The organism is Halomonas koreensis, from assembly GCF_031451675.1.
GTDB classification, from domain to species: Bacteria; Pseudomonadota; Gammaproteobacteria; order Pseudomonadales; family Halomonadaceae; genus Halomonas; species Halomonas koreensis.
Genome location: NZ_JARWAK010000009.1, coordinates 17,092 through 30,165, shown reverse-complemented (window position 1 = coordinate 30,165; position 13,074 = coordinate 17,092). Strand labels below are relative to the sequence as shown.

11 protein-coding genes are annotated in these 13,074 nt (G+C 68.9%); 3 read left to right on the top strand and 8 right to left on the bottom strand.

Going from position 1 to position 13,074, the window contains the following annotated elements; translation table 11 throughout:
* Positions 1 to 168: 168 nt before the first annotated feature.
* From QC818_RS11235 to QC818_RS11225, 3 genes are all read left to right on the top strand, one after another.
* Positions 169 to 1,371 carry a quaternary amine ABC transporter ATP-binding protein gene (locus tag QC818_RS11235; protein WP_309652953.1) on the top strand — a complete coding sequence of 401 codons (1,203 nt, stop codon included), beginning with the start codon at positions 169 to 171 and terminating at the stop codon, positions 1,369 to 1,371.
* The gene (locus tag QC818_RS11230) at positions 1,371 to 2,207 is read left to right on the top strand and encodes an ABC transporter permease (protein ID WP_374710085.1); all 837 of its coding nucleotides are present in this window, start codon (positions 1,371 to 1,373) and stop codon (positions 2,205 to 2,207) included. Before QC818_RS11235 ends, QC818_RS11230 begins: the two co-directional genes overlap by 1 nt.
* Before the next feature lie 80 nt (positions 2,208 to 2,287).
* Positions 2,288 to 3,148, top strand: coding sequence for a glycine betaine ABC transporter substrate-binding protein (locus QC818_RS11225; protein WP_309652952.1), 861 nt, complete (start codon positions 2,288 to 2,290; stop codon positions 3,146 to 3,148).
* Between the two features lie 201 nt (positions 3,149 to 3,349).
* On the opposite strand, the gene QC818_RS11220 is transcribed toward QC818_RS11225, so the two are convergent.
* From QC818_RS11220 to QC818_RS11185, 8 genes are all read right to left on the bottom strand, one after another.
* Entirely contained in the window at positions 3,350 to 4,759 is a 1,410-nt protein-coding gene (locus tag QC818_RS11220; RefSeq protein WP_309652951.1) for an aminotransferase, read from the bottom strand.
* 67 nt (positions 4,760 to 4,826) lie between these two features.
* Positions 4,827 to 6,236 (bottom strand): APC family permease, encoded by a 1,410-nt coding sequence (locus QC818_RS11215; protein WP_309652950.1) that lies wholly within the window; start codon positions 6,234 to 6,236, stop codon positions 4,827 to 4,829.
* A gap of 73 nt (positions 6,237 to 6,309) precedes the next feature.
* Positions 6,310 to 7,797, bottom strand: a complete 1,488-nt coding sequence (locus QC818_RS11210; RefSeq protein ID WP_309652949.1) for an aldehyde dehydrogenase — start codon at positions 7,795 to 7,797, stop codon at positions 6,310 to 6,312.
* A 213-nt stretch (positions 7,798 to 8,010) separates the two neighbouring features.
* Positions 8,011 to 8,961, bottom strand: a complete 951-nt coding sequence (locus QC818_RS11205; protein ID WP_309652948.1) for a LysR family transcriptional regulator — start codon at positions 8,959 to 8,961, stop codon at positions 8,011 to 8,013.
* A gap of 112 nt (positions 8,962 to 9,073) precedes the next feature.
* The gene (gene argE, locus QC818_RS11200; RefSeq protein WP_309652947.1) at positions 9,074 to 10,285 is read right to left on the bottom strand and encodes an acetylornithine deacetylase; all 1,212 of its coding nucleotides are present in this window, start codon (positions 10,283 to 10,285) and stop codon (positions 9,074 to 9,076) included.
* An 83-nt stretch (positions 10,286 to 10,368) separates the two neighbouring features.
* The gene (locus tag QC818_RS11195) at positions 10,369 to 11,043 is read right to left on the bottom strand and encodes a DUF1028 domain-containing protein (protein ID WP_309652946.1); all 675 of its coding nucleotides are present in this window, start codon (positions 11,041 to 11,043) and stop codon (positions 10,369 to 10,371) included.
* Positions 11,040 to 11,468 carry a RidA family protein gene (locus QC818_RS11190; RefSeq protein WP_309652945.1) on the bottom strand — a complete coding sequence of 143 codons (429 nt, stop codon included), beginning with the start codon at positions 11,466 to 11,468 and terminating at the stop codon, positions 11,040 to 11,042. Before QC818_RS11190 ends, QC818_RS11195 begins: the two co-directional genes overlap by 4 nt.
* Positions 11,468 to 12,802, bottom strand: coding sequence for a flavin-containing monooxygenase (locus QC818_RS11185; RefSeq protein WP_309652944.1), 1,335 nt, complete (start codon positions 12,800 to 12,802; stop codon positions 11,468 to 11,470). Before QC818_RS11185 ends, QC818_RS11190 begins: the two co-directional genes overlap by 1 nt.
* Positions 12,803 to 13,074 lie beyond the last annotated feature (272 nt).

Below are 13,074 nucleotides of genomic sequence, written 5' to 3'. Positions count from 1 at the left end.
AACTGTCGGCATCGGCGCCAAATTTGAACGTTTATTTAATAAACGCTAGGGTATGGCGCCTCGCTTCGCGTCAACGCAGCCGCACGGCATGCTTGTCGACACCCAACCCCACAACCCATTTCCCGATCGCGTTCCCGCCGCGACCGGGCGCCGACCAAGGCACCGCCAATGAGTGACAACCGAAACGTCAAGATTCGGGTCCGCAATCTCAGCAAGGTCTTCGGCAGCCAGCCGAAGAAGGCGCTGGAATTGCGTGACCAGGGACTGAAGCGCCCCGAGATCCTCGACAAGACCGGCCAGACCCTGGGCCTGTCCAACATCGACTTCGATGTCTACGAGGGCGAGCTGCTGGTGATCATGGGCCTGTCCGGCTCCGGCAAGTCGACCCTGATCCGCTGCCTCAACCGCCTGATCGACCCCACCGAGGGCGAAATCGTCATCGACGGGCAGAACATCCCGAGCCTCAAGGAGAAGGAGCTGCTGGAGTGCCGCCGCCGCCACTTCTCCATGGTGTTCCAGAACTTCGCCCTCTTCCCGCACCGCACGGTGCAGCAGAACGCCGAGTTCGGCCTGGAGATCCGCGGCATCGACACCGCCGAGCGCCGCGAGATCGCCCGCAACGCGCTCAAGCAGGTCGGCCTGGACGGCTGGGAGGACGCCCTGCCCCGCCAGCTGTCCGGCGGCATGCAGCAGCGCGTCGGCCTGGCCCGGGCCCTGGCCAATGACGCCAGCGTGCTGCTGATGGACGAGGCCTTCTCGGCGCTCGACCCGCTGATCCGCGGCGACATGCAGCAGGAACTGCTGCAGCTCCAGCACCGCATGAAGAAGACCACCGTCTTCATCACCCACGACCTCGACGAGGCCCTGAGCATCGGCGATCGCATCGTGCTGCTCAAGGACGGCGAGGTGGTGCAGATCGGCACCCCCGAGGAGATCCTCACCAAGCCGGCGGACGACTATGTGCGCCGCTTCATCGAGGGCGTCGACAAGTCGCGCATCCTCAGCGCCGAGAGCGCCATGCGCAAGGTGCGCTCCACCGTGCGCGACACCGACGGCCCGCGCACCGCGCTGCGCAAGATGCGCGAGCACAGCCTGGACTCCATCTACATCCTCGACCGCGAGCGCCGCCTGATCGGCCTGATCGACGCCGATGCCGCCAGCCAGGCGCTGGAAGACGGCAAGGAGACCGTCACCGAGGTGATGACCCAGGAGTTCCGCAAGGTCACCCGCGACGAGCCGCTGCACAATCTCTTCGCCATGTTCAGCGAGAACCGCTTCCCCATCGCGGTGGTGGACGACAACCAGGTACTGCAGGGCGTGGTCGTGAAAGGCGCCGTGCTCGACGAACTCGCACAGGCAGGAGATCACTGATGGCTATCGAATTTCCGCGCATGCCGCTGGGCGACTGGATCGAGGGCGGCCTCAACTGGCTGACCAGCGAATACTCCGCCGTGACCCGCGGCATCTCAAGGCTCACCCAGACCGGCATCGACGGCCTCAACGACGCCCTGATGTGGCTGCCCGACTGGTCGCTGCTGGTGATCATCGCCGCGCTGTGCTGGTGGCTGGCCAACGTGCGCCTGGCCATCGGCGCGGTCGCCGGCCTGGCGCTGATCTGGAACCTGGGCCTCTGGGACCCGATGATCGAGACCCTGACCCTGGTGGTGATAGCCACCCTGGTGGCGGTGGTCATCGCCCTGCCGGTGGGCATCGCCGCGGCGCTCTCCGAGCGGCTCTACCGGACGATCATGCCGGTGCTCGACTTCATGCAGACCATGCCGGCCTTCGTCTACCTGATCCCGGCGATCCCGTTCTTCGGCATCGGCTCGGTGTCGGCGATCTTCGCCACCGTGATCTTCTCCATGCCGCCGGCGATCCGCTTCACCACCCTGGGCATCCGTCAGGTCCCCACCGACCTGGTCGAGGCCGCCGACGCCTACGGGGCCACCCGCGGCCAGAAGCTGTTCAAGGTCCAGCTGCCGCTGTCGCTGCCCACCGTGATGGCCGGCATCAACCAGACCATCATGCTGGCCCTGTCGATGGTGGTGATCGCCGCCATGATCGGCGCCGACGGCCTGGGCAGCGAGGTGTGGCGCGCCATCCAGCGCCTGCGCCCGGGCGACGGCTTCGAGGCCGGCATCGCCGTGGTCATCCTGGCCATGCTGCTCGATCGCCTGACCCAGTCGCTGCGCAAGCAGAAGGCCTGACGCCTCTCGCCCCGCCCCGGTTGCATCCCGGGGCGGGGATCTGCATGCTTTGGAGCGCATTCCTCATAAAGGCTTACCTAATGACCAAGCAACCGATGCGTCTCGCCGGCCTGGCCCTGATCGCCGGCGCCGGCCTCAGCGCCGCCACCGCCCAGGCCCAGGACAAGGGCACCGTCCACCTGGCCTACGTCGAGTGGGCCTCCGAAGTCGCCTCCACCAACGTGGTGCGCGCCGTGCTGGAGCAGGCCGGCTACGAGGTGGAACTCACCTCGCTGTCCGCCGCCGCCATGTGGCAGTCGGTCGCCTCCGGCGACGCCGACGGCATCGTCGCCGCCTGGCTGCCCACCACCCACGCCGATTACCTCGAGCGTGTCGGCGACCAGGTCGACGATCTGGGCCCGAACCTCGACGGCACCAAGCTCGGCCTGGTGGTCCCGGCCTACAGCGAGGCGAACTCCATCGCCGACCTGAACGAGCACGCCGAGGACTTCGAGGGCAAGATCACCGGCATCGATCCCGGCGCCGGCATCATGAGCCTCACCGAGGACGTCATCGACGCCTACGATCTCGACCTGGACCTGCAGAGCGGCAGCGGCGCCACCATGACCGCGGCCCTCAAGAGCGCCATCGAGAACCAGGAAGAGATCGCGGTGACCGGCTGGACGCCGCACTGGATGTTCGCCCGCTGGGACCTCAAGTACCTCGAGGACCCGCAGAACGTCTACGGCGGCGCCGAGCAGATCCACACCATCGTCCGCGACGGACTCGAGGAGGACCTGCCGGGGGCCTACGCCATCCTGGACGCCTTCGAGTGGACCCCGGAGCAGATGGGCCAGGTCATGCTCATGAATCAGGAGGAAGACGCCGACCCCTACGAGAACGCCAAGCAGTGGGTCGAGGAGAACCAGGAGCTGGTCCAGGAGTGGCTGCCGGAGGCCTGATGCCTCCCGCCGACATTCCGGCCAACCAGCAGGGGGAGATGCCGCAAGGCATCTCCCCCTCTTGTTTGCCGGCACGGCCGGCTGGCGCGTCGCCCGGCTCTCCCCCAGGCCGTCGGCGGCCGAACCGCCTCTCCCGACACGCACATGCCCACCCCGGCGCGGGCCGGGATGGGCAAGCCCTCGCGAAGCCCCTGCCGGGGATCAGCGCGGCAGGTAGCCGTCGGCCTTGAGCGAGGCGGTCGCGGCCTCGATGCTCTCGCGCAGGGTCGCCACCACGAAGTCGACGTGCTCGCGACTCAGGATCAGCGTCGGGGAGAGGATGTTCATGTGCGCCAGCGGCCGCACGATCAGGCCCCGCTGCTGGCACTCGTCGGCGATCCGGTTGCCCACCTTGGCCTCGGGGGCGATCAGATCCTTGGTCGTCTTGTCGGCGACGTTCTCGAGGCACATCATGAACTTGCGGCCACGGACATCGCCCACGATCTCGAGATCCTCGAGCTCGTGGAGGCGTCGCTCGAAGTAGTCGCCCACGTCTTCGACGTGCGCGCACAGCCCCTCGCGCTCCATGATCTCGATGTTCTTCAGACCCGCCGCGCAGCTCACCGGATGGCCGGAATAGGTGAAGCCATGGGTGAAGATGGCGCCGTCGGCCTGGGGCTTGCTGATCACCTCGTAGATGCGGTCCGAGAAGATGGTCGCCCCCAGCGGCAGGTAGCCGGAGGTCAGGCCCTTGGCGCAGGTGATGATGTCCGGGACGATGCCGAACTCGTCCTCCGAGGCGAACATGTGGCCCAGGCGGCCGAAGGCGGTGACCACCTCGTCGGAGACGTAGAGGACGTCGTACTTGCGGCACACCTCCAGGGTCTTCCGGTGATAGCCCTCGGGCGGCACGATGACGCCGCCGGCGCCCATGATCGGCTCGGCGAAGAAGGCCGCCACGTTGTCCGGGCCCAGCTCGAGGATCTTGTCCTCCAGCTCCTGCACCTTCTCGTCGCAGAAGGCCTCGAGGCTCTGGTCCTGGGGGCGGCGATAGGGATTGGGGCTGGAGATGTGATGCACCAGCTGCCGGTCGATGTCGAAGCCGATGTGGTCGACCTCGACCCCGGTGATCGACATCGCCATGTAGGTGCTGCCGTGGTAGCCGTCGATGCGCGAGATGATCTGCTTCTTGCTCGGCTGGCCGAGCTGGTTGAAGTAGAAGTGGATCATGCGCACGGCGGTGTCGTTGGCCACCGAGCCGCCGCAGCCGTAGAAGACGTGGTTGAGGTCGCCCGGCGCCAGCTCGGCGAGCTTGGCGGCCAGCCGCGCGGCCGGGGCCGTGGTGTGGTGGCCGAAGGTCGAGAAGTAGGGAATGTCGCGGATCTGCTCGGCGACGGCCTCGGCGATCTCGTCGCGCCCGTAGCCGATGTTCACGCACCACAGGCCGCCGATGCCGTCCAGGTAGCGCTTGCCGTCGGCGTCCTGGAGGGAGACCCCGTCGGCCTGGTGAAAGACCATGGACCCGGTCTCCTTGAAGGTGGAGAAGTCGGTCCAGGGGTGCATGAAGTGATCGCGATCCTTCTGCCAGATTTCCTGCTTGTCGAATTGGGCGGATGCGTTCTGACTGGTCATTGTGATTCTCCTTCGGGGTCGGGAGGCGCCGCGGGGCGCCTCCCGGGGTTGCCTGTGGCGCCGGGGGTCAGCGCTTGGCGATCTCGTTCAAGGGTTCAGGCTTGAACAGCGGCTTCTTCATCACCAGCTTGATCCAGGCCACGGCGATGACGCTGACGATGCCCAGCACCACGCCGGCGTTGGTGAAGATCTCCGCGGTCAGTTCCGGCGCCGGCGAGGCATAGACGATGGCGTAGACCATGCCGGCGATGCCGATCAGCTGCGGCAGCGGGTAGAAGGGCGAGCGGTAGGGGCGCTCGGCGTCGGGATAGCGCAGGCGCAGGGCGATGACGTTGACGTGGGCGATGATGTAGGCGATCAGCCAGGCGATGGCGGCGGAGATCAGCAGCAGGCCCACGGTGCCGGCGTCGTTGCCCCAGATCAGCAGCGGCAGGCCGGTGATGGCGGCGGTGAACAGCACCGCGACCCAGGGCTCGCGCGTCTTCCGGGTCTTCCAGCCCAGCACCGGGAAGGCCTGGCCCTGTTCGGCCATGCCCTGCAGCATGCGCGGCACCGCGGCCAGCGAGGTGTTCACCGTGCTGCAGGTGGCGGTGATCGCCGCCACGGCCAGCAGGAAGGTGCCCGAGCCGCCGAAGGCGGCGGAGGCATACTCCAGGTGCGGCAGCTCGGCGGTCATCAGCACGTCCCGCGGCAGGTAGAAGAGCGCGCCCAGGCAATAGAGGGCGAAGACCGCGAAGATCACCGTCAGGCCCAGGTACATGGAGCGCGGGATATAGCGCTCGGGTTTACGCGCGTCGCCGACCAGCGGGCAGACGAACTCGGCGCCCACATAGCCCCAGATGGCCAGCGCGATCAGCGTGAAGGCGCCCTCGCCCAGGTTGAAGCCGGCGGCCAGCTCGCCGGCCTCGAAGGCGTGAGGCGCGAAGCCGCCGGTCAGGGCGCTGACGCCGAGCAGGGTCAGGGCCACCACCATGGCGAAGGCCAGCAGGTTCTGCAGCTTGGCGAAGACGTCGATGCCCAGCAGGTTGAGCACCGTGAAGGCGCCGAGGATGCCGAAGGCGACGTAGTGGGTGCCCTCCACGGCCGGATAGAGCACGCCGAGCAGGAAGTTGACCAGCAGCAGTTCGGCGGAAAGCGCGAACATGGCCACCACCACATAGCCCGAGAACACCGAGAGGATCGCCGGGAAGTGTCCCAGGGCCACCTCGGTGTAGGCGCTCAGGCTGCCCGCCCGGGGCACCAGCAGGGCCAGTTCGGAGAAGGAGGCCGCGTAGCACAGCGCCAGCAGCCAGGCGATGGCCAGCGGCACGATGAAGGCCGAGCCGGCGATGCCGACGCCCTGGAGCATCAGCACCATGACGCCCTGGGACACCACCAGGCCGACCGCGACGGCCATCAGGGACTTGAGCCCCAGGACGCCGCGGGCCTGCTTGCCGGCGGCCGTGGGCGCGGCCGCATTGGGTACGGTGTGTTGCATTGTCGTCAACCCTCTTGTTGTTGTGGGGTCATCCGCCCGCCGGCGAGGCACCGGCGGGCGTGATCGGGGTGGCTCAGAGGCGCACCCAGGTGGTCTTGAGCTGGGTGAACTTGTCCAGGGCGTGCAGCGACAGGTCGCGGCCGAAGCCGGACTGCTTGTAGCCGCCGAAGGGCGTGGTGAAGTCGATGGCGTCCACGGTGTTCACCGAGACGGTCCCCGCGCGCAGGCGGCGCGAGATGCGGTGCGCCCGGGACAGGTTCTCGGTCCACACCGAGGCGGCCAGGCCGTAGATGGAGTCGTTGGCGATGGCCACCGCCTCGTCCTCGTCGGCGAACTCGATCAGCGCGGCCACCGGGCCGAAGATCTCCTCCCGGGCGATGCTCATCTGCGGGGTCACGCCCTCGAACAGCGTCGGCGAGACGAAGGCGTCCCGCTCCTCGCCGCTGGGCGCCTGGCCCAGCGCCAGGCGGGCGCCCTCTTCCAGACCCAGGGAGATATAGCCGCGCACCTTGCCGGCATGGGCGGTATCGATCAGCGAGCCGACGTCGGTGGCCGGGTCCAGCGGGTCGCCGACCACCAGCTCGGAGGCGGCGGCCACGAAGCGCTCGACGAAGGCCGCCTTGGCGTCGCGCTGGACCAGGATCCGCGAGTTCGCCGAGCACACCTCGCCCTGGTTGAAGTAGATGCCCTGCACCGCGGTCTTCGCCGCGGCGTCCAGGTCGCTGTCGGCGAACACCAGGTTGGGGCTCTTGCCGCCGCACTCCAGCCACACCTGCTTCATGTTCGAGCGCGAGGCGTACTCCAGGAAGCGCTTGCCGGTGGCGGTGGAGCCGGTGAAGGTCAGGCAGTCCACGTCCATGTGCAGGCCCAGCGCCTCGCCGGTGATATGGCCATGGCCGGGCAGGACGTTGAAGACGCCGTCGGGAATGCCCGCCTCGGTGGCCAGCTGGGCCAGGCGCAGGGCGGTGAGCGGGGACTGCTCGGCGGGCTTGAGGATCACGCTGTTGCCGGCGGTCAGCGCCGGGGCCAGCTTCCAGGCGGTGATGTCGAGGGGGAAGTTCCACGGGATCACCGCGGCCACCACGCCGACCGGCTCGCGGGTGATGGTGGCCAGGTTGTCGCCGTCGGTGGGCGCCACCTCGCCGTAGAGCTTGTCGGTGGCCTCGGCGTACCAGCCGAAGCAGCCCGCGGCGCCGGGAATGTCGAGCTCGAAGGCATCGCGGATCGGCTTGCCGGTGTCCAGGGTCTCGAGCAGGGCGAGCTCTTCCTGATGCTCCATCATCAGCGCCGACAGGCGCTGCAGCACCGCCTTGCGGTGGGCCGGCGCGGCCCGCGACCAGTCGCCGGCCTCGAAGCTGCGCCGCGCCGCGGCGACCGCGCGCTCCACGTCGTCGACGCCGCAGGCCGCGACCTCGGTCAGCGCCTCGCCGCTAGCCGGATTCCAGGTGGTCAGGGTCTCGCCATCGTCGGCCTGGACGCGCCGGCCGTCGATGAAGGCCCCGTCCGGCAGGGTCAGCCGGGAGCGCAGGTCTCGCCAGAAGGACAGATCGTGTGCCGCCATCGGGAGGGTCTCCGTTGTCAGTGTCATTGTTGTCGAGGTCGTCTCGGCATCTATTGCGACCTTGAGGTCACGATAGCCCCGAGCTTTTGGTTAATTAAAATATTTTTACTCGAACAACAGCATCATATTTTCCTATGCAGACGGCCGCGTGCACGGGCCGGGATGCCATCCCTGGCGGGGGTCATGCGAAGGCGGATCGTCCCTGGGTCGCGCTCAGGCGCCGGCCGGCTGAGCCTGACCGTCGCCGAGGCGGGCGAAGACTTCGCCCCGGGCGTCGGGATCCCGGGCCAGGCGGTGCATGGCCTCGGCCGCGGGACTGAGCCGCAGGCCGCGCAGGCAGGCGATGCCCATCGACAGCGGCGGGGCATCGTCCTCGAGCCGCAGCGGCGTGAGGCCGCCGCCGTCGAGGGCCTCGAAGGCCGACAAGGGGGTATTGAACAGCGAGAAGCCGAAGCCGTTGGCCACCAGCCCGCGCAGCATGTCCATCGACTTGGCGCGGTGGGACACCGCGGGCGAGAGGCCGTGGTGGGTGAAGATCGACAGGAAGTACTCACGGCTCAGCGGCCAGTCGAGCAGCACCATGGGATAGGCCACCAGCTCGGCGAGGCCGATGCTGTCGCGCCCGCTCAGCGGGTGGTCGGCGGCGACCACGGCATAGGGGGGAAAGCGGTAGAGCGGCGTGAAGTCGATCTCCTCGGGGACCTGGAGATCGTAGGTGAAGGCCAGCTCGTAGTCGCCCTGCCCCAGGCCGCGGACGATGTCCACCTGGTTCATCTCGTCGCAGTAGAGGCTCACCGCGGGGTGGCGATCGGCATAGCGGCGCAGCAGCTGGGGCAGAAACACCGGCGCGAAGGTGGGAAAGGCCACCAGGCGCAGCTCCCCGCCGATCTCCTCGCCCAGCGACAGCGCGTACTTCTCCAGGCCCTCGGCGTCGCGCAGCAGTTGGCGCGCGCGCTGCATCAGTTGCTTGCCCGAGGGCGTCAGCGACAGCCCCTGGGCATGATGGCGCACGAACAGCTGCAGCCCGGTGACCTCCTCGATCTGCTGGATGGCCGCGGAGATCGAGGGCTGGGAGACGTGCAGCTTGCGGGCCGCCTGGGTAACGCTGGACAGCTCGCCGGCCACCACGAAGTAGCGCAGCTGCTTGAGGGTGAATTGACGCATCGACTCGCCACCGCCGCTGGGAAGGGACGCCGCCCCGCGACGCGCGGTGCGGCGCCTCCCAGCATACCAGCTGCCGGGGCCGGACGTCCCGGGCGAGCCCCGGCCAGGCGCTTCACGCCGGGTCGGCGGCCAGCAGCTCGCCGGCGGCCAGGCGCCGCCGCGCCTCGAGGCCCGAGAGCGCCTCGATCAACCGGGCCAGGAAGGCCTCGCAACGGGCCAACTGGTCGCGGGTCACGAACTCGTCGGGCTGGTGACCCTGCGCCATGCTGCCGGGGCCGCAGACCAGGGTCGGGATGCCCAGCTCGCGATGGAAGAGTCCGCCCTCGGTGCCGTAGCCGATGCGCTCCAGCTCGCCGGCGTCGAGCAGCGAGAGGATGAAGGCCACCAGGGCGTGGTCGTCGGCCATCGACAGGCCCGGGTAGTCGCTCAAGCGCTCCAGCCGAATGCCCGCCTCGGGGAAGGTCTCGCGCATCTCGGCCTCCAGGGAGGCGGCGACGGCCATCAGCTCGCCGAGCAGTGCCTCGGGGTCGTCCTCGGCGACGTTGCGGATCTCGATGTCCAGGCGACAGTCCTGGGGCACGATGTTGAGCGCCGCCCCGCCCTGGATGGTGCCCACCTGCAGGGTGGTGTGGGGAATCGCGAAGCGCTCATCGAAGGGGCCGCGGGTGGCCTTGGCGGCGGCCGTCTCCTCGACCCAGGTGGCCAGGCGGGCGGCGGCATGGATGGCGTTGACGCCCTCGGGGGCCATGCCGGAATGACAGGCCTTGCCGCGCACGTGCAGGCGAACGGCGAGCTTGCCCTTGTGGGCGGTGGCCGGGCGCATGGACGTCGGCTCGCCGACCAGGCAGGCCGCCGGACGCACCGGCTGGTGGGCCAGGTCGGCGAGCAGGGTGCGCACGCCCACGCAGCCCACCTCCTCGTCGTGGGAGAAGGCCAGGTGCACGGGCGCCGCCAGGTCCGCCTCGACCAGGGCCGGCACGGCGGCCAGCATCGCGGCCAGGAAGCCCTTCATGTCGGCGGTGCCGCGGCCGTAGAGGCGCTCGCCCTCGGCGGTCAGGCGGAAGGGCTCGACGCGCCAGGCCTGGCCGGTGACCGGCACGGTGTCGGTGTGCCCGGAGAGCATCACGCCGGGGCGGTCCACCGGGCCGATGGTGGCATAGAGGTTGGCCTTCTCGCCGGTCGCGTCGGTCACCCGCCGCGAGGCCACGCCGTGGCGAGCCAGGTACGCCTCGATGAAGGCGATCAGCGGCAGGTTGGAGCGATGGCTGGTGGTGTCGAAGGCCACCAGCTCGGCGAGCAGGTCGACGACGCTGTCTTGGGACATCAGGAACCCCCGGTGGTCAGGGAAGAGGTAAGACGGCGGCCATGGGGCCATGGCCGCCTCCGACCGGCATCGGCGCACGACGATCAGCGCGCATCCCCCGGCACGCCGTAGGACGGCGAGTCGTCGGGGCGCACCGCCCGCAGTACATAGGCGTCGCGCTGCGGCAGGTAGTGCTCCCAGACCATGCGCAGCTCGCTGAGCGGCGCCACGTGCCAGTCGACCCGCAGGTCGACCACCGGCCAGCTGGCCCGATCGGTGACCTTGAGCCCCGCCGAGAACACCGGGCCCATCTCGCCGCCGGCGGCGAGGCCGGCGTCCATGGCGGCCAGCAGGCGCTCGGCCAGCTCGCCGTCGTGGGACTCGAAGGCCGCGACCATGGCGTCGATGACGGCCTCGTCGGCGAGCATGTTGCCGCCGGCCACGCAGTCCCGGCCCTGCCGGGTGGCGTGGATGCCGAGGGTCTCGGCGCCGCTGTGCACCGCGCTGCGCCCCTCGGCGTCGAGCACCTGGAGCTGGCGCCACTCGGGGTGCGCCTCGTGCTCGACGAGCCGTGCCAGCACGCTCTCGGCATCGCTCCCCTCCTCGAGCAGCCGCACGCCCAGCTGGCCGAGCTCGGGATTGGTCACGTTCTGGGTCAGCACCGCCCCCTTGCCGGGGGCGATGAAGGGGCAGCGGCTGGCCACGCAGATGCTCGAGGAGCTGATGGCGGTGCCGAACTGTCCGGTCTGGCGGCAGAAGCCGGCGATGGAAAAGGTCATGCGTTGCCCTCCTCGTCGTCGGGGATCACGGCGATGACGTCGATCTCCATCAGCCATTCGGGCTGGGCGAGGCCGGCCACCACCAGGCCGGTGGAGATCGGGAAGACGCCCTTGAGCCAATTGCCCACCTCGCGATAGACCGGCTCGCGGAATCGCGGGTCGGTGATATAGGTGGTGGTCTTGACGATATGGCTAAGGTCGGACCCGGCTTCCTCGAGCAGCTGCTTGACGTTCTTCATCGCCTGCTCGGCCTGGGCCCGCGGATCCCCGAGGCCGACCAGCCGGCCCTCGAAGTCGGTGCCCACCTGGCCGCGGACGTAGACGGTGTTGCCCGCCCTCACCGCCTGGCAGAGATCGTTGTCCAACGCCTGGTTGGGGTACGTCGCCTTGGTGTTGAACATGCGGATTCGGGTGTGCGTCGGCATCAGTTGACCCTCTCTGCGCTGGTGTCGTCGGTGGATGACTCGGCTGCCCCGGGCGTGTCCTGGCACTTGGTCGCCTCGTGGTAGGCCAGGTACTTGCGCTGGGTGGCGATGTGGTCGGCGATGTGCTTGGCGTCGTGCCAGACGCCCCAGATGAAGCTGGAGCCACGCCGCGACAGCCAGGGCAGGCCCACGAAGTAGACGCCCGGCTCGCTGGACACCCCGCGCTGATGCTGCGGCTTGCCGTCGTCGTCGAAGGCGTCGACGTCCAGCCAGCCGTAGTCCACCGAGAAGCCGGTGGCCCAGACGATCGCGGTCACCCCGGCCGCCTGCAGGTCCAGCTCGCGCAGCGGCTCGGTCACGCAGGCGGGATCGCTCGGGATGCGCCGCGCCTCGGGCTCTTCCGGCAGGTCGAGGCCGTTGCGGGCGGCGTAGTCGTCCGCGGCATCCAGCATCGCCAGGTAGTTGGCATCGCCCCGGGCCAGGTTGTCGGCCAGATCGCCCTCGAAGGTGACCACGCCGTCCGCGAAGGCCTGGGTGCGCCCGACCAGCGTCATGCCCCGGTGCGCCAGCTCGCGGAAATCGATCGTCTTGCCGCCGTCGGCGCCGCTCACGGCGATGGTGACGTGCTCGGTGCCCGGCTTCATGACCTCGGCATCCCACTCGCCGAGCACGCCCAGCCACCAGCAGAAGTCGCGTCCGCGGTAGGCGCGCGGCGGACGGTCATGGGGGCCCACCGAGAGGTAGACCGACTTGCCGGCCCGCTGCAGCTCCTCGGCGATCTGCACCCCGGAGGAGCCGGCGCCGACCACCAGCACGGCGCCCTCGGGCAGCTGCCGGGGATTGCGGTACTCGGACGAGTGGATCTGTACGAGGCGCTCGTCCTCGGGGGCGATCGGCGGGATCACCGGGCGCTGGAAAGGCCCGGTGGCCGCGACCACACGATGGGCCTCGATCACCCCCGTGGAGGTCTCGACGGTGAAGCCGGGCCGGCCCTGGTTGCGCTCGACCTTCCTGACCTCCACGCCGGTGCGGATGGGCGCGCCGATCTTGCGCGCATAGGCCTCGAAATAGGCCGCCACTCGCTCCTTGGGGGCGAAGGCATCGGCGTCGACGTCGTCGAACTCCATGCCCGGGAAGCGGTCGTGCCAGGCCGGCCCGTTGGCCACCAGCGAATCCCAGCGGCGGGTCCGCCAGGCCTCGGCGATGCGGTCACGCTCCAGCACCAGGTGGGGCACCCCCAGGTTGCCCAGGTGCTCGCTCATGGCCACGCCGGCCTGACCGCCACCGACCACCAGGGTGTCGGTGTACTCTTTGTCGAAAACGGGCTCGGTCATGGGAAGATCTCCTTGTTGTCTTGTGGGATCCACCTTAGGAGTCGGCCCTGATTAAATAAAATATATTTATTTTGTCTTCAGAATCATAAAATCCTATTCAAGGCGCGCACTCTCCCGCGCCTCGCGCGGGCCGGCGTCAACGCTGTCGGCTCCGGGCGCGGAACGCCATGTCGCTGTCGCCCTCGACCACGCGGCCGAGCTGATACCCGGCTTTGCTAATTGACTGTTATCAGCACTCGCAATCTCGATTAAAATCGCTTATCCGAGGCCGC